The 22,830-nt window shown below is 70.1% G+C and carries 18 protein-coding genes; 9 read left to right on the top strand and 9 right to left on the bottom strand.

What is annotated here, in order from left to right:
- The first annotated feature begins 59 nt into the window (after window positions 1–59).
- From trpB to ACFOD9_RS04210, 4 genes are read left to right on the top strand one after another with little or no spacing between them, the layout of a single operon-like run.
- Entirely contained in the window at window positions 60–1,295 is a 1,236-nt protein-coding gene (gene trpB / locus ACFOD9_RS04195; protein WP_379508832.1) for a tryptophan synthase subunit beta, read from the top strand.
- Window positions 1,292–2,107 (top strand): tryptophan synthase subunit alpha, encoded by an 816-nt coding sequence (gene trpA / locus ACFOD9_RS04200; RefSeq protein ID WP_379508833.1) that lies wholly within the window; start codon window positions 1,292–1,294, stop codon window positions 2,105–2,107. Before trpB ends, trpA begins: the two co-directional genes overlap by 4 nt.
- Window positions 2,104–2,952 carry an acetyl-CoA carboxylase, carboxyltransferase subunit beta gene (gene accD, locus ACFOD9_RS04205; protein WP_379508834.1) on the top strand — a complete coding sequence of 283 codons (849 nt, stop codon included), beginning with the start codon at window positions 2,104–2,106 and terminating at the stop codon, window positions 2,950–2,952. Before trpA ends, accD begins: the two co-directional genes overlap by 4 nt.
- Before the next feature lie 37 nt (window positions 2,953–2,989).
- Entirely contained in the window at window positions 2,990–4,297 is a 1,308-nt protein-coding gene (locus ACFOD9_RS04210; RefSeq protein ID WP_379508835.1) for a bifunctional folylpolyglutamate synthase/dihydrofolate synthase, read from the top strand.
- Between the two features lie 30 nt (window positions 4,298–4,327).
- Here ACFOD9_RS04210 and ACFOD9_RS04215 read toward each other — a convergent pair whose 3' ends face one another.
- Window positions 4,328–6,010, bottom strand: a complete 1,683-nt coding sequence (locus ACFOD9_RS04215) for an AmpG family muropeptide MFS transporter (RefSeq protein ID WP_379508836.1) — start codon at window positions 6,008–6,010, stop codon at window positions 4,328–4,330.
- Window positions 6,011–6,221: 211 nt separating this feature from the next.
- Here ACFOD9_RS04215 and ACFOD9_RS04220 point away from each other — a divergent pair, with 211 nt between their 5' ends.
- Both ACFOD9_RS04220 and rsmD read left to right on the top strand, forming a co-directional pair.
- Window positions 6,222–7,547: a pseudouridine synthase gene (locus tag ACFOD9_RS04220; RefSeq protein WP_379508837.1), complete on the top strand. Its 1,326-nt coding sequence runs from the start codon at window positions 6,222–6,224 to the stop codon at window positions 7,545–7,547.
- A gap of 10 nt (window positions 7,548–7,557) precedes the next feature.
- A complete protein-coding gene (gene rsmD, locus ACFOD9_RS04225) occupies window positions 7,558–8,112 on the top strand; it encodes a 16S rRNA (guanine(966)-N(2))-methyltransferase RsmD (RefSeq protein ID WP_379508838.1) in 555 nt (184 codons plus the stop codon).
- Window positions 8,113–8,138: 26 nt separating this feature from the next.
- Here rsmD and ACFOD9_RS04230 read toward each other — a convergent pair whose 3' ends face one another.
- The 4 genes from ACFOD9_RS04230 to ACFOD9_RS04245 all read right to left on the bottom strand — a co-directional run bounded on the left by ACFOD9_RS04230 (window position 8,139) and on the right by ACFOD9_RS04245 (window position 12,967).
- Window positions 8,139–8,855 (bottom strand): OmpA family protein, encoded by a 717-nt coding sequence (locus ACFOD9_RS04230; protein WP_379508839.1) that lies wholly within the window; start codon window positions 8,853–8,855, stop codon window positions 8,139–8,141.
- Window positions 8,856–8,912: 57 nt separating this feature from the next.
- Window positions 8,913–11,039 (bottom strand): caspase family protein, encoded by a 2,127-nt coding sequence (locus ACFOD9_RS04235; protein ID WP_379508840.1) that lies wholly within the window; start codon window positions 11,037–11,039, stop codon window positions 8,913–8,915.
- Window positions 11,040–11,292: 253 nt separating this feature from the next.
- Window positions 11,293–12,567: an MFS transporter gene (locus tag ACFOD9_RS04240; protein WP_379508841.1), complete on the bottom strand. Its 1,275-nt coding sequence runs from the start codon at window positions 12,565–12,567 to the stop codon at window positions 11,293–11,295.
- 76 nt (window positions 12,568–12,643) lie between these two features.
- Window positions 12,644–12,967, bottom strand: a complete 324-nt coding sequence (locus ACFOD9_RS04245; protein ID WP_379508842.1) for a hypothetical protein — start codon at window positions 12,965–12,967, stop codon at window positions 12,644–12,646.
- 174 nt (window positions 12,968–13,141) lie between these two features.
- On the opposite strand from ACFOD9_RS04245, the gene ACFOD9_RS04250 reads away from it, so the two are divergent.
- A complete protein-coding gene (locus tag ACFOD9_RS04250) occupies window positions 13,142–15,478 on the top strand; it encodes an ATP-dependent helicase (RefSeq protein ID WP_379508843.1) in 2,337 nt (778 codons plus the stop codon).
- 110 nt (window positions 15,479–15,588) lie between these two features.
- Here ACFOD9_RS04250 and ACFOD9_RS04255 read toward each other — a convergent pair whose 3' ends face one another.
- The 3 genes from ACFOD9_RS04255 to ACFOD9_RS04265 form a co-directional block, all read right to left on the bottom strand.
- The gene (locus tag ACFOD9_RS04255; RefSeq protein ID WP_379508844.1) at window positions 15,589–16,479 is read right to left on the bottom strand and encodes an MlaA family lipoprotein; all 891 of its coding nucleotides are present in this window, start codon (window positions 16,477–16,479) and stop codon (window positions 15,589–15,591) included.
- Between the two features lie 138 nt (window positions 16,480–16,617).
- Window positions 16,618–18,069, bottom strand: coding sequence for a DEAD/DEAH box helicase (locus ACFOD9_RS04260; protein WP_379508845.1), 1,452 nt, complete (start codon window positions 18,067–18,069; stop codon window positions 16,618–16,620).
- 182 nt (window positions 18,070–18,251) lie between these two features.
- Entirely contained in the window at window positions 18,252–18,884 is a 633-nt protein-coding gene (locus ACFOD9_RS04265; RefSeq protein WP_379508846.1) for a hypothetical protein, read from the bottom strand.
- Between the two features lie 181 nt (window positions 18,885–19,065).
- On the opposite strand from ACFOD9_RS04265, the gene ACFOD9_RS04270 reads away from it, so the two are divergent.
- Window positions 19,066–20,571 (top strand): FAD-binding oxidoreductase, encoded by a 1,506-nt coding sequence (locus ACFOD9_RS04270; RefSeq protein ID WP_379508847.1) that lies wholly within the window; start codon window positions 19,066–19,068, stop codon window positions 20,569–20,571.
- Window positions 20,572–20,648: 77 nt separating this feature from the next.
- Window positions 20,649–21,419: a SapC family protein gene (locus ACFOD9_RS04275; protein WP_379508848.1), complete on the top strand. Its 771-nt coding sequence runs from the start codon at window positions 20,649–20,651 to the stop codon at window positions 21,417–21,419.
- A gap of 321 nt (window positions 21,420–21,740) precedes the next feature.
- On the opposite strand, the gene ACFOD9_RS04280 is transcribed toward ACFOD9_RS04275, so the two are convergent.
- Window positions 21,741–22,736, bottom strand: coding sequence for an N-formylglutamate amidohydrolase (locus ACFOD9_RS04280; protein ID WP_379508849.1), 996 nt, complete (start codon window positions 22,734–22,736; stop codon window positions 21,741–21,743).
- Window positions 22,737–22,830 lie beyond the last annotated feature (94 nt).

The following is a 22,830-nucleotide window of genomic DNA, read 5'->3' on the forward strand; positions in this document are numbered from 1 at the left end:
CCCCGCCTGCCCAAAGGGGGAATCTGGACATTCGCGATGCCCTCTGCCAAGCGCATCGGATGACCGTCCAGACCCCCAACAGCTTCCGGAACCAGCCTGACGAGCGCGGCCACTTCGGCCAGTTCGGCGGTCGCTATGTCGCCGAAACGCTGATGCCGCTGATCCTCGAGCTCGAACGCGAATATCGCAAGGCCAAAGCCGATCCGGCCTTCCAGGCCGAATTCGACGACCTGCTCGAACACTATGTCGGGCGGCCCAGCCCTCTCTATTTCGCCCCGCGCCTCACCGAGGAACTCCGCAAGGGTGCCCCGGCTGGAATGGGCGCGCAGGTCTGGTTCAAGCGCGACGAGCTCAACCACACCGGCGCGCACAAGATCAACAACTGCATCGGCCAGATCCTGCTCGCCATGCGGATGGGCAAGACCCGGATCATAGCCGAGACCGGCGCGGGCCAGCACGGCGTCGCCACGGCCACGGTCTGCGCCCGCTTCGGCCTGCCTTGCGTGGTCTACATGGGCGCCACCGACGTTGCCCGCCAGGCGCCCAACGTGTTCCGGATGAAGCTGCTGGGCGCACAGGTGGTGCCCGTCACCGCCGGCGCCGCCACCCTCAAGGACGCGATGAACGAGGCGCTGCGCGATTGGGTCGCCAACGTGCACGATACCTTCTACATCATCGGCACCGCCGCCGGCCCGCACCCCTATCCCGAGCTGGTCCGCGATTTCCAGAGCGTGATCGGCAAGGAAGCGCGCGCGCAGATGCTGAGCCGCACCGGCCGCCTGCCCGACCTGCTGGTCGCCGCGATCGGCGGTGGTTCCAACGCGATCGGCCTGTTCCACCCGTTCCTCGATGATGCCAGCGTCCGGATGCTTGGCGTCGAGGCGGCGGGCCACGGGCTCGACAAGGAACACGCCGCCAGCCTCGCCGGGGGGCGCCCGGGCGTGCTTCATGGCAACAAGACCTACCTGTTGCAGGATGAGGACGGGCAAATCGTCGAAGGCCACTCGATCAGCGCTGGCTTGGACTATCCGGGCATCGGCCCGGAACACGCCTGGCTGAAGGAAGTGGGCCGGGTCGAATATACCTCGGCGACCGACAAGGAGGCGCTCGACGCCTTCCAACTCCTGTGCCGCACCGAAGGGATCATTCCCGCGCTCGAACCCAGCCACGCCATCGCGGCCGTCGCCAGGGTTGCGCCCACCCTGCCGGAAGACACCATCATCCTCGCCAACCTGTGCGGCCGGGGCGACAAGGACATCTTCTCGGTGGCCGAACACCTGGGGGTTTCGCTGTGACCCGCCCCGCCGAAAGCCGCCTCTCCGCCGCCTTCGCCAAGGGCCATCCGGCCCTCGTCACCTTCGTTACCGGCGGCGATCCCACGCCCGCCGCCACCGCCGCGATCCTCGATGCGCTGGTTGAAGGTGGGGCCGACGTGATCGAGCTGGGGATGCCCTTCACCGATCCGATGGCCGATGGCCCGGCGATCCAGGCGGCTAACCTGCGGAGCCTCGGCGCGGGCACCCGCACGGCGGACATCTTCCGCATCGCCGCTGATTTTCGCGCCCGCCACCCGCACGTGCCGCTGGTCCTGATGGGCTATGCCAACCCGATGATCACCCGTGGCTCGACCTGGTTCGCGGCGCAATGCGTCGCGGCCGGGATCGACGGTGTGATCTGCGTCGACATCCCGCCCGAGGAAGATGCCGAACTCGGCCCGGCCCTGCGCGATGCAGGCGTGGCGCTGATCCGCCTCGCCACGCCGACCACCGATGCCGCCCGGCTGCCCGCCGTGCTCGATGGCTCGTCCGGCTTCCTCTACTATGTCTCGGTCGCCGGGATCACCGGCTTGCAGCAGGCCGCGCAGACCTCGATCGAGGAAGCCGTCGCGCGGCTCAAGGCCTCGGCCACGATCCCCGTCGCGGTGGGCTTCGGCGTACGCACGCCCGAACAGGCCGCGGCCATCGCCCAGGTGGCCGATGGCGTGGTCGTCGGCTCGGCCCTGGTCGATCTGGTTGCCAGCCATGGGGAAAACGCCGCCGGCCCGGTGCGCGAACTCACCACGGCCCTCTCGCAAGCCGTCCACCAATCGCGTAAGGAGCCAGCATGAGCTGGATTACCCGCGTTCGCAATGCGCTGCCCTTCACCCCGAAGCGCGACACGCCCGACAATCTGTGGATCAGGTGCCCTTCATGCAAGGAAATGCTGTTCACCAAGGACTATGAGGCCAACCTCTCGGTCTGCCCGCTGTGCGATCACCACGGCCGGGTGAAGACGGACGAGCGGTTCGGCCAGTTGCTTGATCCCGGCTTCACCGTCCTGCCGACCCCCAGGGTCAAGGAAGACCCGCTCAAGTTCCGCGATTCGCGCAAGTATCCCGACCGGCTCAAGGCCGCCCGTGCCGCCAATCCCCATCCCGATGCCCTGACCAACGCGCACGGCGCGGTCGATGGCCATGCAGTGGTGCTGGGCGTGCAGGATTTCGCGTTTCTCGGCGGGTCGATGGGCATGGCCGTGGGCGAAGCCTTCGTGGTGGGCGCCGAAGCCGCGATTCGGGCCAAGGCGCCCTATGTGATCTGCACGGCGGCCGGCGGCGCGCGGATGCAGGAGGGCATTCTCAGCCTGATGCAGATGCCCAAGACCACGGTCGCCGTCCGCCGCCTCGCCCGCGCCGGCCTGCCCTATATCGTGATCCTGACCGATCCGACCACCGGCGGCGTGACCGCCAGCTATGCCATGCTCGGCGACGTGCAGATCGCCGAGCCGGGCTGCCTGATCGGCTTTGCCGGCCAGCGGGTGATCCAGGACACGATCCGCGAAAAGCTGCCCGAGGGCTTCCAGCGCGCCGAATACCTGGCCGAGCACGGCATGGTCGACATGGTCGTCCACCGCCGCGACCTCAAGGCCACGCTGGCCCAGGTGCTGGGCTACCTCCAGCCCGCCAAGGCGGCGTGACCACACCCCCCTCCCGGACGCGGGAGGGGCTTGCGCCATGAAGGACTTCGCCACTTCCGATGATCCCCGGGTCCAGGCCCAGCTTGACCGGCTGGCCGCGCTGACCCTGCCGCAGGGGCGCTTCGGACTGGAGACGATCGGCGACCTGTGCGCGCGGCTGGGCCATCCCGAGACGCGGCTGCCGCCGGTGTTCCACGTGGCGGGCACCAACGGCAAGGGATCGACCTGCGCCTTCCTGCGCGCAATGCTGGAGGCGCAAGGCTATTGCATCCACGCTGCAACCAAGCCGCATCTGGTCCGCTACAACGAACGCATCCGCATGGCCGGAGAGCTGATCGGCGACGACGCGCTGGCCGACCTCCTGGCCGAAGTGCTCGACGCCTGCGCCGACCTTGCGCCCAGCTTTTTCGAAGTCACCACCGCCGCCCTGTTCCTGACCTTCAGCCGGACCCCGGCGGATGCCTGCGTGATCGAGGTGGGCTTGGGCGGGCGCTTCGATGCGACCAACGTGATCCCCGCCCCGCTGGTCTGCGGCATCGCCTCGCTAGGGATCGACCACGAGGCCTTCCTGCTGCGCCCGGAAGAAGGGGTCCCGGCCGAGCCGCTGGCCCGGATCGGGTTCGAAAAGGCCTGCATCGCCAAGCCGGGGGCGCCGCTGGTTACCCAGGCCTATCCGCCGGCGGTGGCCGAGGTGGTCCGCGCCGTCGCCGGGAAGGCCGGGGCGCCCCTGCTGGTGCGCGGGGTGGACTGGGACGTGGCGCAAGACGGCGATGGCCTGGTCTACAGCGATCGCGCCGGCCGGCTGGCCCTGCCGCTTCCCGCCCTGCCCGGCGCGCACCAGGTGGACAATGCCGGGCTGGCCCTTGCCATGCTGCGCCACCAGTCCCGCCTCCCGGTCAGCGCCGAGGCGATGGCCGAAGGGTTGCGGTCCGCGCGCTGGCCGGCGCGGTTGCAGCGGCTGGACGAAGGGCCGCTGACCGCGCTGGCGCCCGGCCGCGCGGTCTGGCTCGATGGCGGGCACAATCCCGATGCCGGGGCGGCGCTGGGGCGGTTCTTTGCCGGACAGCGGTTGCACCTGATCATGGGAATGCTGGCCAGCAAGGACCCTTCGGCCATTCTCGTGCCGCTGGCCGACAGGCTGGCCAGTGTGGCCATCGTCCCCGCGCCCGGCCACGAGGCCCACGCGCCGGAGGACTTCGCGCCCTTCACCAAGCTGCCGGTGCGCGCCTTTGCCGACGTGGCCAGTGCCCTTGCCGCCCTGCCCCCCGAAGGCGACGTGCTGATCGCCGGCTCGCTTTACCTGGCCGGCGAAGTGCTCAGGCTGAACCGGCAGTTGCCGGACTGATCCTTCGAGACGCCGTTCAGCCTAACGGCTTCAAGGCTCCTCAGGACGAGCGGACAATTCGCGCCGCACCCGCGCCCATTCCAACAGCACGAACAGCACCGCCACCAGCCCCGCCGCCGCGGTCCAGCGGAAGACCGTGGCATAGCCATAGGTATCGAAGGCCTCGCCCGCGATGCCACGTCCCAGCGAACCGATCAGGAAGGTGAGCGAGGAGAGCAGGGCATATTGCACCGCCGTGTAATTGCGGCTGACGATGCCGGAAAGATAGGCGACGAAGGCCGCGCCGGCGATGCCGGTAGAGACGTTCTCGAAGGAGATCGCCAGCAGCAGGCGGATCATCCGTTCATCGAAGCCGAACAGGCCGAACAGGGTTTTCAGCCCGATCGCCGCCCCCAGGGCATCGATGTGCGGCGCACCCTCGGCCAGGTCGGCATAGGCGAAATTGCCGAGGATCGGCAGCACCGCGCCGATCAGGATCGTGGGCATCCGGCCGAGCCGGGCGAACAGGAAGCCGCCCAGGCTGATCCCCAGCATGGTCATGAAGATGCCGAAGACCTTGGAGGCGAAGGCCACCTCGTCCTTCGAATACTTCAGGAAATCGAGATAGAACGGGAAGGCGAAGCTCGACCAGATATTGTAGCACAGGGTGTAGGTGAGGATCATGCCGATCACCACCAGCACCCCCCAGCCCAGCCGCGCCGACAGTTCGGCGAGCGGCGAGACCAGTGCGACATAAAGGTGGTTGGCCGCGGTCCGCAGGCCGGACACGGCGGTTTCGGGCGCGGTCAGGACCGAGCGAGCGTGGGCCTTCATCCAGTTGGTGACTGCCGCCGTCAGCAAGGGCACGCCGACCGTGGCGGCGATGATCCACGGGCCATAAGCCCGCGTGAAATCGCCCACCGAGGGCAGGGGCGCCGCCGGATCGGCCGGGGCCAGCATCGAGATCATGAACACCACGATCGTGCCGATCGCCCAGGCCCAGCTGATCCCGACCACGGCCAGCGCGATCCCGCGCGCCGCAGGGGTGAGCGCGCCGGGTTCGGCCAGTTCGCGGTGCAGGGTGGCGCTTTCCGGGCGCGGCGTATCGGGCGCGCGCAGGGTGATGAAGGCCACCAGCAGCAAGAGACCGCCCATCACGAGGTAGACCGAGGCCCAGCTCATCCGCGCGGCCAGGACCAGCGCCAGTGCCCCGCCGACAATCGAGGCGATGCGGTAGCCGAACTGGTAGATCGCGCTCAGCAGTTCCACCGGCGCCTGTTCGTCGGCCACGTCGATCCGCCAGGCATCGACCGCGACATCCTGCGTGGCGGAAGCCAGGGCGGCAAGGAAGGCGAACAGGGCGAAAGTGCCGATGGCATGGGCGGGATCGGTGAGCGCGAGGCCGGCGAAGGCCAGGACCAGCACGGCCTGGCACAGGAAGATCCAGCTCTTGCGCCGCCCCAGCCGCTCCAGCCCGGGCAAGGGCAGCCGGTCCACCAGCGGCGACCACAGGAACTTGAACGAATAGGACAGGCCGATCCACGAGAGCACGCCGATCGTGGCGAGCTTCACCCCCACTTCGCCCAGCCACGCGTTGAGCGTGCCGATCAAGAGGGCATAGGGCAGGCCCGAGGCGAAGCCGAAAGCCAGCATGGTGGCCGACTTGCGCGATTGCAGGGCGATCCGCAGCACCGCCAGCCCCTTGGGCCGCGCCGGCTTGGCAGTGGTGGCCATGGGTTTCCCTTTCGCGAATATGGCCCGCCCCTCTGGCCGTTCGTGTCGAGCGCAGTCGAGACACCTCGCGCAACGTGTCTCGACTTGGCTCGACACGAACGGAGGTTGGTCCAGCCGGGATTATGTAGCGCCTTGCGCGCCATGGCCAGTGCCGGCCCGCTCGCCTCCCCCGCTTTTTGACGCATGACGGCCACGCGGCTACAGCGCCGCCATGACCGACTCCCCCACCGACCCGACCGGCGCCCGGACTGGCGAACGAATCGCCAAGTTGCTCGCCCGGGCGGGCGTGGCCAGTCGGCGCGAGGTGGAGCGGCTGATCGCCGAAGGACGCGTGCGCCTGAACGACGAGGTGGTGACCACCCCGGCGACGGTCCTGCCCGATCTCAGGGGAATCACGGTGGACGGGCGCCCGGTGCGCGCGCCCGAGGCGACCCGGCTGTTCCTGTTCCACAAGCCCAGCGGCCTGATCACCGCCGAGCGCGATCCCAACGGCAAGCCTACGATCTACGCCGCTCTCAGAAACGCCCTGCCCCAGGGAACCCCGCGGGTGATGCCGGTGGGCCGGCTCGATCTCAACACCGAAGGCCTGCTGCTGCTGACCAACGATGGCGAGCTGAAGCGGGCGCTGGAGCTGCCGGCCTCGGGCGTGCCACGCACCTATCGCGCGCGGACCTTCGGCGACATCACCCAGAGCCGGCTGGAAGACCTGATCGAGGGCGTCCAGATCGGCGATATCCGCTATGGCGCGATCGATGCCAACATGGAGCGGCGCACGGGCCGTAACCAGTGGATCGAGCTGACTCTGGCCGAAGGCAAGAACCGCGAGGTTCGCCGCGTGCTGGAATTCCTCGGGCTGGAAGTCAGCCGCCTGCTTCGCACCGCCTATGGCCCGTTCCACCTAGGCGACCTGCCGCGCGGGAGCGCCTGGGAAGTGCCGCAGGCGGTAGTCGAGCGGTTCCGCAAGGCCCTGCTGGGCGGCGGCAAGGCGCTGGCCCCGGTGTTCGCGCCGCCGATGGAGGCGCCCGCGCCGCGCCAGCCGGCCCAGGGCAAGACCGAGCCTGAGCGCGCGGCGCCGCAGGGAGGCCGGGGCGGCGGCCCGCGTGGTGGCCCGCGCAGCGCCAAGCCTGGTGGCGAACGGCCAGCCCGCCCGGCGCCCCCCCGTGGCGGCGAACGCGGGGTCGAACGAGGCGGCGATCGGGGTAGCGAACGGGGCGGCGACCGCCGGGCACCCGCGCCCGGTTCGCGCCGCGCCTCTCCGGCGGCCCATGGCGACGGCGCCGCGCCGCTTGCCGCGCCGACCGGTCGCCGCGCCCGGGGCGAGCCGGGCCAGCGCCCCGCCCGATCCGCGTCGGGCAGCCGCGAAACGCTCTATTCCAGCCGCTCCGAGGCGGCCGGCAAGCCTGACCGGAACCGCCGCAGCGATGGCCCGCGCAAGCCCGGCGGTGGGGGCAGGCCCGGTGGCGGTAGTGGTGGCGGTGGCAAGCCGGGTGGCAAGCCCCCGCGCCCGGGCGGCAAGTCGCAAGGGCGCCGGCCGTGAGGATCGTGGCGTGAGCCTCAGGATCATTTCCGGCCAGTGGCGCGGGCGCAAGCTGTCTGCCCCCGAGGGCGACACCACCCGCCCGACCGCCGACCGCACCCGCGAGACCCTGTTCTCGATGCTGTTGAGCCGCCTCGGCAGCTTCGACGGGCTGGCCGTGGCCGACCTGTTCGCAGGCTCGGGCGCGCTGGGGCTGGAGGCGCTGTCACGCGGGGCGGCCAGCTGCCTGTTCGTGGAGCAGGATCCGGCGGCGATCCGCGCGATCCGGGCCAATCTCGCCAATCTCAAGGCCCAGGCCCAGGCCGACGTGCGGGCCTCCTCGGTGCTCTCGCTGGGCCAGCCCAAGCAGCCGCTCGACCTGGTTCTGCTTGACCCGCCCTATCACACCGGCGCCGGGGCAGTTGCGCTCGACAAGCTGGTCCGGCTGGGCTGGATCGGCCCGGCGACCTGGATCAGCCTGGAAACGGCCGCCGACGAGGAACCCAGGCTGCGCGGCCTGGATAGCGTGGCCGAACGCCGGGTGGGCAAGGCGCGGCTAACGCTGCTGCGGCTTGCCGCCGCCTAGCGCCGCGCCCTGCCCCCTCGATCGCCTTACTGGCTGCGGGTAATCTCCACCCGGCGCTGGCGGCCGTCGAACGGCGAAACGCCTTCGATCATCACCGTATCGGCGACGCCCAGGGTATCGATGCGGGCGCGATCGACTCCCTGACCCGCGAGGAATTCGGCGGCGGCATCGGCCCGGCGCTGCGATAGCGCCAGGTTGGTTTCGCGGCGGCCGCTGCGATCGGTATGGCCGACGATGCGGACCCGCTTGGCGCGGTGCTGCGGGGCGGCCAGCGCCTTGGCCAGGGTGACGAGATTGGCCTTCGACTGGGGGGTGAGTTCGGTCGACCCCATGGCGAACTGGAGCGGCACGTCCTGCCGGCCGGGTGCGCGCGCGGCGGCGCGCGGCGCGGAGACGGCGGACCGGGCCTTGCCGGGCGCAAGCTGGGCGCGCGGCGGGCTGGCCGGGCGCGTGGTCAGCTGGGCGGCGGGAGCCGGGGTGCCCATCTTGGCGATCGAGAACGCCCGGGTGGCCGCGCAGGTGCCATCGTCGAGCAGGATCTCGCGCGGTCCGCAACTGGCCTGGCTAGGCGCCGGGCCATCGATCGGCGTGTTCAGCAGCACATTGGCATCATCGGCGCTGTAGGGGCGCACGTCATGGGCCGGGGCGGCCTGAGCAGCCTGGGCCAGCAGCATGGCGCCTGCCAGCAGCGGCGCGCCCAGCAGGGTTCCTCCGCGGAGAACTTTCAGCGTGACTTCAAACATACCATCGCCCCGTCTAGAACTTGCCTGAATACAAAATCATGCGCCCGGCCCTGCCGATCAGCGCCCACCCGGCCTGGCCGGAGCCTGGCCGGCGACGCCCACTCCGGGCGGCGGCGAATAGCCGCCGCAGGTGCCGGACCAGAAGCAGTAGCGATCGCGCAGATAGGCGATGTCATCGTCGAACCGGCGCTTGGCGGCCAGGTGATCCCCATAGTTGAATCCGCCCGGATTCGAGGCCGCGTGTTCCTTCATGACCTCGGAATAGAACCAGTTCTGGCTTTCCGGGGTATATTCGGGCTTCCCGCCCACGCGGTCGCTATAAAGGCGCGAAATCTCGTCCTGGTGGACGATCATGGCCTTGGCGAAGCCGTTGAGCACGGTTTCCGAGAATCGGCCGAGTTCGACGATGCACGAATTGATCGCGGCGATCTTCTCGAGCGGACCGGGAATGCCCTGGTAGCTTTCGCGGCAGGTGGGATAGCCCGCGGTCGACAGGCGCGGCGCGGCGGGGATCGCCGGGAGCGGCTGGCCATCGCGCGGATTGTGGAGGACGCCAAGCTGGGTGACCGTACCGGTGGCGGGCGCCGAGGCGGCGGGCGCGGCAACGAACTGCTGGGTCGAGGCGGAAACGGGGGCGGCGGCCGGGGTCGGGGCCAGGGCCGGAGCCTGAGCCGGCTGCTCGGCGGGAGCGGCAGGCTGGCTGCCCGCAGCGTCGGACTTGCCGCGCAGGCGATCAATTCCGGTCCGCGCGAGATCGGCGACGCTCCGCAAGGCGCCGACGATGCCGCCCTTGACTGGCGCGGCTGGCGGCGCGGCCGCCGGGGCGGGCGCCCAGGCCAGATCCTGCGTGGGCGCCGGAGTTGGCGCCGGAACGGCGGGGCGCGGCTCCGGCGCCGCCAGGGCCGGAGCCGGAGCCGGAGCGACATAGGGTGCGGGGGTGGGCGCGGGCACGGCTGGCGCGGCGGCAGGCGCAAAAGTCTGCGCCGGAGCCTGGGCGAACTGCGGCGCAGGCGCGGGAGGCGCTGCGGGAGCCGGTGCAGTGTAAGCGGGTGCCGGGGCGGCATAGGCCGGAGCCGGCGCGCTGTAGGCGGGAGCGGGCGCCGGGGCGGCATAGGCCTGCACGGGGGCGGCGGGCGCTGCCGGGACAGGAGCCGGGGCCGCAGCGGGCGCCGCACGCAGGCGATCCAGCTTGATCCGGGCGAGATTGGCGAACTGGCCCTGGGGGAAGGCGTTGAGATAACCTTCATAGCTTTCCACGGTGCCGGCCAGATCGACCCCGGCCCAGAGCATGGCCTCGTTCATGGCGAGGCCGGCGGAAGGGGGAGCAGCGACCGGCGCAGGCGCAGGCGCAGGCGCCACCGGCGTCGGGGCCACGGGCCGGGGCACGAGGGCCAGATCCTCGGAGCCGATGCTCACGCTCATCCACGGGGTCTGCTTGCCCCCGGTCATCTCCTTGACATCGTCGCGGATGGTGGGACCGAGGCGGTGGATCGACAGGCCCGGCTCGGGCAGGTGGCGGGCCAGGGCTTCGGCGAAGGGCGAACCGGCGCCATCGCCGGCGGTATCGAGCGCGAGCTGGCCACCGGCCGCGGCGTAGAGCACCAGCGCGCCATCGATCTCGGTTTCGGCAAGACCCTGGCTCACCGCGCGGGTGCCGGACCGCCAGGAATTGCCGAAGGGATTCTCGCGGCAGGCATCGAGCGCGACGATCCGCAGGCGGGCACCCTCGAGCGTGGAGAGGATCGTGTTGAGTTCGAGCGCCTCAAGGCTGAGATCGCGTGGATCGGTTAGCTTCACGTCAACCGGCAGGAGCCAGTTCTTGCCCCCGCCCTCGATCCCGTGTCCGGCATAGTAGACCATCGCCACCTCGGCACCATCCGCCTGGTCGCGGAACTGGCGCAGGGCCTGATTGAAACCATCCTTGGTAAGATCGGTGGCGAGCGTGACCGAGAAGCCGGCCTGCTGCGCGGCCTGGGCCACCCGGCGGGCATCGCCAACGGTGTTGGCAAGCGCCGAGGCGTTCACATAGGCGGAATTGCCGATGATCAGCGCGGCGCGGCGCGCGGCATGGGCCGGCATCGCGCAAACCAGCCCCAGAAACAGGGCCGCGCCGAGCCAGGCGACGATCCGCCCGGCCGCCAACCGCCAGCCGGGGAATGACGCTTCGCGGAAACCTGCACGCACGATCATCTGAGAGTTCGCCCAATCATCCTTAACGCCAATTCCCGACCCACGGCGCAAGCGCTGCGGTGGAACTGGAGACGATGATAAATACCAGAGCTTGTCTTGAAAAGCGAATCGTAACCTGCGGACAAGGCCCGCCATGTCCCGTTCCGGACCGAACAACCCGACAAAACTTACTGGTCTGTTCGGCAGATTCTCCCAGTAACCGCCGGGCATGAGTCTTTTCCCATGCGAACCATATAGTTGCGCTAAATCAACCGCGATGCGGCCGCGCCGCGGCAAGGCCTGCCAGGGTGAGCGCGCCCGCAGCCGAGATCAGCAGGCCGACGAAGTGGACCTCCCCGGCTCCGGCCATGGCCTGGGCAACCAGCGGGGTCAGTGCCCCGCCGATGATCCCGCCAAGGTTGAAGGCCACCGAAATCCCCGAATAGCGCACCAGCGGCGGATAGAGCGTGGGCAGCCAGGCTCCGAGCGGACCATAGCACAGCCCCATCACGAACAGCGACACCGCCAGGGTCAGGAACACGAGGAGCAGCGAACCACTGGCGAGGCCGCCGCCAAACAGGATGCCGATGGCCACGGCCAGGCTGGCGCCGATCGCCAGGGTGCGGCGCGGGCTGGTCCGGTCGGCATGGGCAGCCGCCGCGAGGATGCCGAGGGCGAGGAACAGGTTGGCCCCCAGTTGCACGCCAAGGAAACTCTCGCGGGCATAGCCCAGCGGTCCCGCGCCCTGGGCCAGCGCGAAGGCGGTGGCGAGATAGAAGATCGCAAAGCAGGCCACCACGCCCGCGCTGCCCGCCAGAACGGCCCCGCCATGATGCGCGAGCAGGCGCGCCAGCGGCACCGGCACCGGGGCTTCGTGGGCCAGGGCTTCGCGGAAGGCGGCGGTCTCGCCGATCCGCAGGCGCACCCACAGCCCCACGCCGACCAGGACCGCGCTGGCAAGGAACGGAATGCGCCAGCCCCAGGCCGCGAATTCGCCTTCCGAAAGCACGGCGCCCAGCACCAGGAACAGGCCGTTGGCGGCAAGGAACCCCACCGGGGCGCCAAGCTGCGGAGCCGCGCCGAACCGCGCTTCCCAGCCCCTGGGGGCATTTTCCACCGCGAGCAGCGCCGCCCCGCCCCATTCGCCGCCAAGGCCGAAGCCCTGCCCGAACCGCATCAGGCACAGCAGCGCCGGCGCCACCCAGCCGACCATGGCGTAAGTCGGCAGGAAGGCGATCGCCAGGGTGGAGCCGCCCATCAGCATCAGCGAGGCCACCAACGTGGCCTTGCGCCCGATCCGGTCACCGAAGTGGCCGAAGGCAATCGCCCCGATGGGTCGCGCCACGAAGGCGACGCCAAAGCTCATGAAGGCGAACATGGTCTGCGCCGCGGCGCTGGCGGCGGGAAAGAACAGCGGCCCGAAGACCAGCGCCGCCGCCGTGGCATAGATGTAGAAGTCATAGAACTCGACCGCGGTGCCGACCAGCGCGGCGGTCAGGACGCGCGCATGAGCGCGGACGGGATGGGGTGCGGGGGCGTGCATGGGGCAGGTGGGTTGCCCAGCCCCGCCCGGCTGTCAAGGAACCCGCCCCCATAAGCCCCGCCCCGCTTGGCCGAGATCAGTGGGTGCGGTGATGATGCCGGGCCTTGGCCGGCCGGCTTCGCGGCGGCGCCCCGCCCTCGCCCGGGTTCTGGCAATTGTCGGTCATGCCTTGGGCGCAGACCGGGTAGGCCTTGTTCAGCGCGGCGACGGGCGGTGGCGGCAGGGTGTTGTTCACCGTGGTCGGCGTGGTTGGCGGCAAGGCGGCGGCCGCCGGCGAATCCGCAGGGACCGGCACCACCTGGCGCGGCATGGAATTCATGTTGCCGGCACCAGGCTGGGCGGCGAGCGGGACGGCAAGGGCGGCGAGAACCAGCGTTCCGCCGGCAAGGGCTTGTCGCATCGGGATTCTCCTGAGGCGCCCGCCTGCGCGGGCAGTCGCCCAGAAAGACTCCGCCGTGGCCAATGGGTTCCTGTCCGCGCGGCGGCCGGGCGCCCCGGCGCGATCGACGGCGCCCCAGCCACCGTGGCCGCATGGCGCTTGCCGCCGCGGCCAATGTTCCCTAACTGTTCACGGATGTCCCTGCCTGACGATCCCCTCCCCGCCGACCTCGCCGCGCACCTGCCCGCCCCCGCCGCCGCCCCCGAATGGCTGGAGCGCCTGAACGCGCCCCAGCGCGAGGCCGTGCTCGCCACCGAAGGGCCGGTGCTGATGCTGGCGGGTGCCGGCACCGGCAAGACCGCGGCACTCACCGCGCGGCTGGGCTGGCTGGTCATGTCGCGCCGGGCCTGGCCGAGCGAGATCCTTTGCGTCACCTTCACCAACAAGGCCGCGCGCGAAATGCGCGAACGCGTGGGCGAGCTGATCGGACCGGCGGTGGAGGGCCAGAATTCCATCATCCCATGGCTGGGCACGTTCCACGCGATCGCCGCCAGGATGCTGCGCCGGCACGCCGAACTGGTGGGGCTGCAAAGCAATTACACGATCATCGATACCGACGACCAGTTGCGCCTGCTCAAGCAGTTGATCCAGGCCGAGGGCGTGGACGACAAGCGCTGGCCGCCCCGCCAGCTGGCCAGCTGCATCGACCGGTGGAAGAACCGCGGGCTCAATCCCGGCGATCTCGATGCGGCGGAGAACGAGGCCTATGCCAATGGCAAGGGCCAGCGCTTCTACCAGCTTTACCAGGACCGGCTGAAGGCGCTGAACGCCTGCGACTTCGGCGACCTGCTGCTCCATATGCTCAACGTGCTGCGCGCCAACCGCGAGATTCTCGAGGCTTACCGCGCAAGGTTCAAGTACATCATGGTGGACGAATACCAGGATACCAACCAGGTCCAGTACCTGTGGCTGCGGCTCCTGGCGCAAGGCCGGCAGAACATCTGCGTGGTGGGCGACGACGACCAGTCGATCTATTCCTGGCGCGGCGCGGAAGTGGCCAATATCCTCAAGTTCGAAAAGGATTTTCCCGGCGCCAAGGTGATCCGGCTGGAGCAGAACTACCGCTCCACCCCGCAGATCCTGGCCGCCGCCTCGGGCCTGATCGGCGCAAATTCCGAGCGGCTCGGCAAGACCCTGTGGACCGAGGCTCATGCCGGAGACAAGGTGCGGGTGATCGGCGTGTGGGACGGGCCGGAGGAAGCCCGCCGGGTGGGCGAGGAGATCGAGCGACTTGAGCGGGAGGGCGCTCGGCTCGATCGCACGGCGATCCTCGTGCGCGCGCAGTTCCAGACCCGCGAGCTGGAAGACCGCTTCATCCAGATCGGCCTTGCCTATCGCATCGTCGGGGGCTTCCGCTTCTACGAGCGGGCGGAAGTGCGCGATGCCCTGGCCTACCTTCGGCTGATCGCGCAAGGTTCCGACGACCTCGCCTTCGAGCGGATCGTCAACACGCCCAAGCGGGGGCTGGGCGACAAGGCGCTGGAAAAGATCCACCGCCATGCCCGGGCCAACGCCGTCCCGCTGCTGCGCGCCGCGCTGGATATCTGCGATACCGACGAATTGCCGGCCCGCGCCCGGGGCACCCTGCTCGCGCTTGTGCGCGACTTTGCCCGGTGGCGCGAGGAGGCCGGGCGGCTGGCTCCGGCCGAACTGGTGCGCGTGGTGCTCGACGAGAGCGGCTATACCGCCATGCTCCAGGCCGAACGCAGCGCCGAGGCTGCCGGGCGGCTGGAGAACCTGACCGAGCTGGCCCGTGCCATGGAGGACTACGAGACGCTGGGCGATTTCCTCGAACACGTCAGCCTGGTGATGGACAACGATGCGAACGACGAGACCGAGAAGGTCACAATCATGACCATCCACGCCGCCAAGGGGCTGGAATTCGACCAGGTGTTCCTGGTCGGCTGGGAGGAAGGGGTGTTTCCCAGCCAGCGCGCGCTCGACGAGGGCGGGCTATCCGCGCTGGAGGAGGAGCGGCGCCTTGCCTACGTGGCAATCACCAGGGCGCGGCGACGCTGCACGATCCTTCATGCCGCCAACCGGCGGATCTATGGCCAGTGGACCTCTGCGATCCCCAGTCGGTTCATCGCGGAAATCCCCGAGGAGCACCTCGCCAGCGAGACCACGCTTTCGGGCGGCGCCTCGCTGTGGCGGGCGCAATGGTCGGAGCGCGACGATCCCTTCGCCCATGTCGCCCGCGAGCAGCCTGCGCGCACGGCGACGCGCGGGCCGGGCTGGCAGCGGGCGGCGGCGGCCCCGTTCGATCCGGCGCCGCGCCGGGTGGCGCAAAGCACCCGCAGCGCGGCCAGCTTCGCGGCCAAGCCCCGGCTCGACCTGAAGGTGGGCGACCGGGTGTTCCACGAGAAGTTCGGCACCGGCACCATCGCGGCGCAGGAAGGCAACAAGCTGGAGATTGACTTCGACGAGGCCGGCCACAAGCGGGTGATCGACAGTTTCGTTCGGTCGGCCTGAGGCGCCGCTGGTGAGCAGCCGGGGCCGGGCCTCCAACACCTGGAACGTCGCCCCGTGCCTGACACGGGGCGACGGATGCCAGAGGGCAATACTGCCTTTCTTCCCGCCCCTCAATCCACGCCCTTGCCCACGCGCGGGGGCAGGTTCGGATCGGGCTTGGCATCGCCATGGCTGGGGCAGATGGCGCCCACTTCGGCGCGGCGCTGCTTGAGGTAGAGGTCGCGCGTCGCCACGTAGGGATCGGGGCTTTCCTCGCGCAGGCGCTGAAGCTGGCCGTCCATCTCGATCCGGTCGTTGAGGCTGTCGATCACCCCGGCGGGGAGCGCATAGTAAGGCTTGTTGAACGGCTTGCCGACGGCGAAGGGCACGGCCGCCCGGTCGAGCAGCAGGCCGGCGAGATCGCGCAGGGTGATCGGGCCGGCGAGCGGCACGAAGAAATAGGGGCCGTTGCCGATGCCCCAGCAGGCGAAGGTGTTGGCGAAGCCGTTGGGCCGGTAGGGCAGGTTGAACGGCTTCGTCTTCGCCACGTCGACCAGTCCGGCCACGCCGAAGGTGGTGTTGACGGTGAAGCGGGCAAGCGACTTCACCGCGCGGCCGGGCTTCAGTTGCAGCAGATAGTTTACCGCGGAAACCGGCTCGTCGAGATTGCGAAGGACATTCCTGAGGCCCGAACGGACCGGGCCGGGGACACCCTTCTGGTAGCCATGGGCCACCGGGCCGACCACGGCATTGTCGACCGCCTGGATCGCCTCGTAGCTCTTGGCATTGAGGCCGGCGAGCGGGTCTTCCTTGGTGGCGTGACGCGCGGAAACGACGATTTCGCCGGGCGCGGCGGGGGCCGGCACGGGTGTTGGCGCGGTTGCCGATGTGGCCGGTGCTGTCTGGGCCGGTTCGGCGGCAGCGGGGGCGGCGGGCGCGGTCGATGGCACTGGCGCCGGCGCGGCCTGGGGGGCGGCGCTGGCCAGCATCATGGCGGCGGGAATGGCCAGCAGCCCGGTCATGCGGCGCGTCTGGCCTTGGTGCCGCAGGTCATGGTCATGCGTGTCCTTCCGCGCGCGGCGACCGGCTGGCCGCCCTGCCTGGCGAGCGTCTTGCGACAGTCATTCCCCTGTCGCAAGCAGCCGTTTCGCCATCGGCGGTTAAAGCGCCGAAACGTTAAGGAATCCCGGCACCGGCCCGTTCCATTCGCCCGGCGCGCTGGGCGGCTCGGCCGGTTCGAAGCGGCGCGGGCGACGCTCGTCGCGGGGGCGATCCTCGCGGGGGCGCTCGTCACGCCGAACATCGCGCGGCCGTTCCTCGCGGCGGGGACGGTCCTCGCGGGCGGCGCGTTCGGCCGGCTCGGCGCGCTCGGGACGGTCCTCGCGCGGTCTGCGGGCGCGGCTAGGCCTCTCCTCGCGCTCACCGCCGCGCTCGCCGTCACGATCCTCGTCGCGTGAGCGGCTGGAGCGGCGGGATTCCGCGGGCTCGGCAGCTTCGGGCGCATAGGTGAACGAGGGGATGGCGCTGCCGGTCAGCTTCTCCACATTGGCGATGGCCTCGGCATCCTCGGGCGACACGAAGGTGAAGGCCCGGCCACTGGCGCCGGCACGCCCGGTGCGGCCGATGCGGTGGACATAGTCATCCGGGTGCCACGGCGTGTCGTAGTTGAACACGTGGCTCACGCCCTTCACGTCGAGCCCGCGGGCGGCGACGTCGGAAGCGACGAGGATGTTGATGTCGCCGGCCTTGAAGCGGTCAAGTTCGGCGATGCGCGAGGACTGATCCATGTCACCATGGATCTCGCCGGCGGAGAAGCCATCGGCCTTGAGGCTCTTGGCCAGTTCACGCACCGTGGTCTTGCGGTTGCAGAAGACGATCGCGGTGTTGACGTTGTCGCTCCGCAGCAACTGGCGCAGCAGCTCGCGCTTGCGACGCGTGTCCACCTTCACCTTGTGCTGGGCGATGTTGGTGTTGTTGGAAGCGGGCCGCGCCACCTCGATGTACTTGGGGTTGGTCAGGAAGCGATCGGCCAGCTTCTTGATCGGCGGCGGCATGGTGGCCGAGAACAGCAGGGTCTGGCGGGTGGCCGGCAGCTTGGAGCAGATCGTCTCGATATCAGGGATGAAGCCCATGTCGAGCATCCGGTCCGCCTCGTCGATCACGAGGAGATCGCAGCCGGTGAGCAGGATCTTGCCGCGCTCGAACAGGTCCATCAGGCGGCCCGGCGTGGCGATCAGCACGTCGACGCCTTCCTGCAGCGCCTTGATCTGGTCGCCCATCTGCACGCCGCCGATCAGCAGGGCCATCCTGAGATCGTGGTTCTTGCCGTACTTCTCGAAGTTCTCGGCAACCTGGGCGGCCAGTTCGCGCGTGGGTTCGAGGATCAGCGAGCGCGGCATGAGGGCGCGGCGCCGGCCGTGGGCCAGGATGTCGATCATCGGCAGGACGAAGCTGGCGGTCTTGCCGGTGCCGGTCTGGGCAATGCCGATGATGTCCTTCATCATCAGCACGGGCGGAATCGCCTGGGCCTGGATCGCGGTGGGCTCCGTATAGCCGGACGTTTCCACGGCTTTGAGCAATTCGGGAGAGAGGCCGAGGTCGGCGAAGGTCATAGTTTTCGTTGGTCCGGTCAGGCAGGAAGATGCCGGAAGATGGACCCGCGGTTTCCCGCAAGCGAGGCCGTCCGGCCGGCCCGTCGGCCAGAGGCTGCGGCGGGACTGACGGCCCCTAGGCGCAGACGGGCCGCAAAGTCAAGAAAATCGCCACCCGGGCCATCGGCCGGTAGCCGCAAGGGCTATTCGTCGTCATCGTCGCCCAGCACGACGACCTGGCGCAGCCGGCTCATCCCGCAGTTCGCCCCCGAGCGCGAAAGCAGCTTGTCGCGCCCGGCGCAGAGCATTCCATCGACCGTGCGCTCGATCAGGAAGCCGGAATAATAGTCACGCGCGCGGCAGCCCTGGTCGAGCGTGGCGCTGACGATCCGCTGGTCGCGCATGAACAGGAGCAGGCGGCTGCCATCGGGCTGGACCCCGGCGATCGCGCTGACCGGGAGGCACTGCGCGATCTTGCGCTCGATCGTGCGGGGTGCGCGCGCTTCGGGCGGAAACGGCGAGAACAGCCCCCGGCGCGGATCGAGGGCCGGGCCGCGAACGGCGCCAGGCGCAATGCGGATGATCACCCGCTGCTCGATCCGCACCTGCCGGGCCGGCTCACCCTCGCGCAGCGATCGCTCGGCCTGCGCGAAGGAACGCCAGGCGCCAGGCTCGCCGGAGCGGGGTTCAGCGACCGGCGGCTCGACCGGCGCGAGTTCGGCGGCGACACCATCGCCGGCCCCCGCGGTCCGCGGACCGGCCTCCTCGCCGCCGCCCGACAGCACGACCGGCAGCACGGCCAGCGCCGGTGCAATCAGGCCAAGCAACGGGTTCATCGTCGGGTCAGGCCTCCAGCCAGGGGGCGCGGATCGATCGCGCTCCGCCTCATCATCGCCATGGCATTACCCGAACCGGTTGAACACTCGCTTAACTTGCACCCTAGCGGGCCTTGCGCGCTTGCCAAGCGCCGCTTGGGCGACTGGTGACCGGCGCAGGCCTGTGGCATAGCGCCGGCCCATGAGCGCCGAGCCTGACCGCACCGCATTTCTCGCCGCCGCGACGGCCCTGCTGGGTCCGCGCGGCCTCACCAGCGATCCCGACCTCGTCGCCCCCTGGCTGACCGACTGGCGCGGGCGCTTCACCGGGCGCGCCCTGGCCCTCGCCTCGCCCGGCTCGACCGCCGAAGTCGCCGCGCTGGTGCGGCTGTGCGCCGACCATGGGGTGCCGATCGTGCCCCAGGGCGGCAATTCGGGGATGTGCGGCGGCGCCACGCCCGATGCCTCGGGCGGCGCGCTGCTGCTGTCGCTGCGACGGATGGACGCAGTGCGCCAGCTTGACCGCGAGGCCCGGCGGATCACCTGCGAGGCCGGCATGATCCTCGAAAATCTCCACCATGCCGCCGATGCGGCCGGCCTGCGCTTCCCGCTCACCCTGGGCGGCAAGGGCTCGGCCACGGTCGGCGGACTGATTTCCACCAATGCCGGCGGCACCCAGGTGCTGCGCCACGGCTCGATGCGAGCCTTGGTGCTGGGGATCGAGGCGGTGCTCGCCGACGGCAGCCTGTTCAGCGCGCTGACCCCGCTCAAGAAGGACAACCGCGGGTTCGACCTCAAGCAATTGCTGATCGGCTCGGAAGGCACGCTGGGGATCATCACCGCCGCCACCCTGGCGCTGGTGCCGGCCGTGGCCGAGCGGATCGCGGTGTGGTGCGCGGTGCCTTCGGTCCAGGTGGCGCGGCAATTGCTGCTGCATTGCGAGCAGGCGCTCGGCCCGGCGCTCGAAGGCTTCGAGATCATGCCCCATGCGAGCCTGGCCGCCGTTCTTGCCTACCTGCCGGCCGCCCGCGCGCCGCTGGCCGGAGATCATGCCTGGCACGTGCTGATCGAAGCCACGGCCGATGCCGCCGGCGCCGCGGCCCTGCGCCCGACGGTCGAGGAAGCGATGACTGCCGCCTTCGCGGCCCGGCTGGTCGAGGACGCGGCATTCTCGGCCAATGAAAGCCAGGCCGAGGCCTTCTGGACCCTGCGCGATTCGGTCGCCCCGGCCGAGCGCGCCAAGGGACCGGCGGTCCAGCACGACATCTCGGTCCCGGTCGAACGGATGGCCGATTTCATCGACCATGCCGCCCCCGCGATTGAAGCAGCCTTCCCCGGAGTGGAAGCCGTTGCCTTCGGCCACCTGGGCGATGGCAACGTGCACTTCCACGTGATCGCCCCGCCGGGAGTGGAAGGGGTCGCCTGGCAGGAGGGGCCGGGCAAGAAAATCAGCGCCCAGGTCAATGACATGGTCACCGCCTGGGGCGGTTCGATTTCGGCCGAGCACGGGATCGGCCAGCTCAAGCTGGGCGAGCTGGAGCGGCTTGGGGACCCGGTCGCCCTCGCCCTGCTGCGCCGGATCAAGCAGGCGCTCGATCCCAAGGGGCTGCTCAATCCGGGCAAGCTGGTGCGGGCCGAAAGGGCTGGCGGCAGGGCTGGCGAGGCGGCGTCCGGCCCCGGACTTGCGCCGAATTCGCCCAGCGCCTAGAGGATGCGGCCCGCCCGGCAGCCCCGGGCCAATCCCATTTTCGGCCCGCCCCGGCGCGCCCAACCGGAGAGTGACCAATGGCCAGCGCGCCGCAAGCAAGCCTGCCGCTTTTCTACCAGGACCTGATGCCGCTCAACAGCCGCGATCACACCGCCTGGCGCACCCGGACCACCGACCGCGCGCCCTGGCTCGCCGGCTTCCACGCCGTGCCGCTGACGGTCGAGGAATTCCCCGCCGCCGCGCGCCATTTCCCGATCATCTTCTCCTCGGGCGAAAACCCGGTGCCGCTGGCGCTGATGGGCCTGAACGAAGGCGTGAACGTGTTCGTCGACGCCGAAGGCAAGGTGACCGACAACATCTACATCCCGGCCTATGTCCGCCGCTATCCCTTCCTCCTCGCCAAGTTGGCGCCCGATAGCGACGAGCTGTCGCTGTGCTTCGACCCGACGAGTGACCTGGTCGGCGAATTCGCGGAAGGCGCGGCCCTGTTCGACGGTGACCAGCCGAGCGACAACACCAAGGCCCTGCTCGGCTTCTGCGAGCAGTTCGAGCAGGCCGGGATGCGGACCCAGGCCTTCGTCGAGGACCTGGCCAAGCACAAGCTGCTGATGGACGGCGAAGTGGCGATCCAGCAGGAGGGTAGCGAACAGCCCTTCGTCTATCGCGGCTTCCAGATGATCAACCAGGAAGCCCTGCGCGAAGTGCGCGGTGATGTCCTGCGCGGCTGGAACCAGAGCGGCCTGCTTCCGCTGATCTATGCCCACCTGTTCTCGCTCGACCTGATTCGCGAAATCTTCGGCCGCCAGGTCCAGCAGGGCAAGGGTCCGGTCCCCGCGCCGGCGGCCTGAACCGAGGTTCCGCCCCCGCGCTCGGGCCTGAGCGCCGCGCGGGGGGCGGAACCACCGGGCTGGCGGCGGGAATGGGCCACCGCCCGCCCCCTCCCGGCCAAACCGCCGCGCCGGGTGCGCGCCTTTGCGGTTGAAATTTTTCACCATCCGTACTATATGGAAACTGCCTGACTGGCGCTTCCCTCATGGCCCAGTCGGGTTGGTGCACTTGTTGCACCTCCTCCCTGAACCTTGGCCACCTCGTGCAATTGCACGAGGTGGTTTTTTATGGGCTGCTTGCGCCGGCGCCGAAGGCGACTGCCGGAACCGGGGAAAACCACGCTATTCCGCGGCTTGCGCCCATCCGTCGGCGGCCCGGCCCCGGCTTCGGGTCATCTGCCCCATGGCCGCCAGTTCGGCCGCGAGCGCCCGGACCAGCCCGGCCAGGTGATCGGCCACGGCGGCAAACCCGGCGCCCGGTTCCATCAGGTGCGAATCGAGATAGGACGATCGCGCGATCTCGATCTGGAAGGCGTGGACCCCGCCGCGCGGGTCGGCATGGCAATCGAGCGAGTAGCCCCCGGCATAGGGCCGGTTGTGCGCCGCCAGGCGTCCGCCCCGGGCAAACCAGGCGAAGGCCAGCGCGGTGAGGGTCCCCGCGCAGCTCGCACCGAACCGGTCGCCCACCACGAATTCGGGCGCGGGCATCCCGCCGCGCGCGGCCATCGGCGGCATCGAATGCAGGTCGAGCAGCAAGGCGGTCCCCCAGCGTTCACGCAAACGGGCGAGCTGGCTGGCAAGCTCGGCGTGATAGGGCCGGTGGATCTGCGCCAGCCGCGCCTCCAGCTCGGCCCGCCGCTGCGGCCGCTTCCACAGTTCCCCGATGCCCGGCAGGCGGCGCGGGACCAGCCCCAGCCCGCCGCCGGCCCGGCCACCCGGCCCGCCCGGCAAGCGCTCCGCCTCGTCCGGCTCGCGCGTGAACATCGACCAGTCGACATCGTCGGGGGCGCGGTTGAGATCGATCATCGCCCGCGGCGCGCGGGCCACCAGCAGGGCCGCGCCGGTCGCCGCGGCCACGGCCTCGCCCAGCCGGTCCACCAGCCGGTCTTCCAGACGCTGGGCGGCCTGGGCCGGGCTTCGCAGGTGCTCCTCCACCCCCGGCGGATAGACCCGCCCGGCGTGGGGAACCGCGATCAGCACCGGGATCGCCGAAGGCTCGCGCGCGGCCAGAACCCAGGCCGGCTCGTTCGCCAGGCCCGGGATCGCGCCGCCACTGGCGGTGGCGCCGCCAAGATCGGGCAGGAACAGCGAATCCCGGTCAGGCGGCTCGAGCGGCATGGCTTCAGGCTGGACCGCCCCGCGGCCCATGTCAAAGCCTGACACGGCAGGCCGGAACGACGATTTCTTAACAGGTTGCAGCCTAGGAGATTCG

Origin of the sequence: Novosphingobium bradum, from assembly GCF_042646485.1 — a bacterium.
GTDB lineage: Bacteria > Pseudomonadota > Alphaproteobacteria > Sphingomonadales > Sphingomonadaceae > Novosphingobium > Novosphingobium bradum.

What these genes read in the sequence shown, in the direction of transcription:
- trpB (WP_379508832.1), top strand. Translation starts at nt 60, where the DNA reads ATGACCGTCCAGACCCCCAACAGCTTCCGGAACCAGCCTGACGAGCGC.
- accD (WP_379508834.1), top strand. Translation starts at nt 2,104, where the DNA reads ATGAGCTGGATTACCCGCGTTCGCAATGCGCTGCCCTTCACCCCGAAG.
- ACFOD9_RS04210 (WP_379508835.1), top strand. Translation starts at nt 2,990, where the DNA reads ATGAAGGACTTCGCCACTTCCGATGATCCCCGGGTCCAGGCCCAGCTT.
- ACFOD9_RS04215 (WP_379508836.1), bottom strand. Translation starts at nt 6,010, where the DNA reads ATGGCCACCACTGCCAAGCCGGCGCGGCCCAAGGGGCTGGCGGTGCTG.
- ACFOD9_RS04220 (WP_379508837.1), top strand. Translation starts at nt 6,222, where the DNA reads ATGACCGACTCCCCCACCGACCCGACCGGCGCCCGGACTGGCGAACGA.
- ACFOD9_RS04230 (WP_379508839.1), bottom strand. Translation starts at nt 8,855, where the DNA reads ATGTTTGAAGTCACGCTGAAAGTTCTCCGCGGAGGAACCCTGCTGGGC.
- ACFOD9_RS04240 (WP_379508841.1), bottom strand. Translation starts at nt 12,567, where the DNA reads ATGCACGCCCCCGCACCCCATCCCGTCCGCGCTCATGCGCGCGTCCTG.
- ACFOD9_RS04245 (WP_379508842.1), bottom strand. Translation starts at nt 12,967, where the DNA reads ATGCGACAAGCCCTTGCCGGCGGAACGCTGGTTCTCGCCGCCCTTGCC.
- ACFOD9_RS04250 (WP_379508843.1), top strand. Translation starts at nt 13,142, where the DNA reads ATGTCCCTGCCTGACGATCCCCTCCCCGCCGACCTCGCCGCGCACCTG.
- ACFOD9_RS04255 (WP_379508844.1), bottom strand. Translation starts at nt 16,479, where the DNA reads ATGACCGGGCTGCTGGCCATTCCCGCCGCCATGATGCTGGCCAGCGCC.
- ACFOD9_RS04260 (WP_379508845.1), bottom strand. Translation starts at nt 18,069, where the DNA reads ATGACCTTCGCCGACCTCGGCCTCTCTCCCGAATTGCTCAAAGCCGTG.
- ACFOD9_RS04265 (WP_379508846.1), bottom strand. Translation starts at nt 18,884, where the DNA reads ATGAACCCGTTGCTTGGCCTGATTGCACCGGCGCTGGCCGTGCTGCCG.
- ACFOD9_RS04270 (WP_379508847.1), top strand. Translation starts at nt 19,066, where the DNA reads ATGAGCGCCGAGCCTGACCGCACCGCATTTCTCGCCGCCGCGACGGCC.
- ACFOD9_RS04275 (WP_379508848.1), top strand. Translation starts at nt 20,649, where the DNA reads ATGGCCAGCGCGCCGCAAGCAAGCCTGCCGCTTTTCTACCAGGACCTG.
- ACFOD9_RS04280 (WP_379508849.1), bottom strand. Translation starts at nt 22,736, where the DNA reads ATGCCGCTCGAGCCGCCTGACCGGGATTCGCTGTTCCTGCCCGATCTT.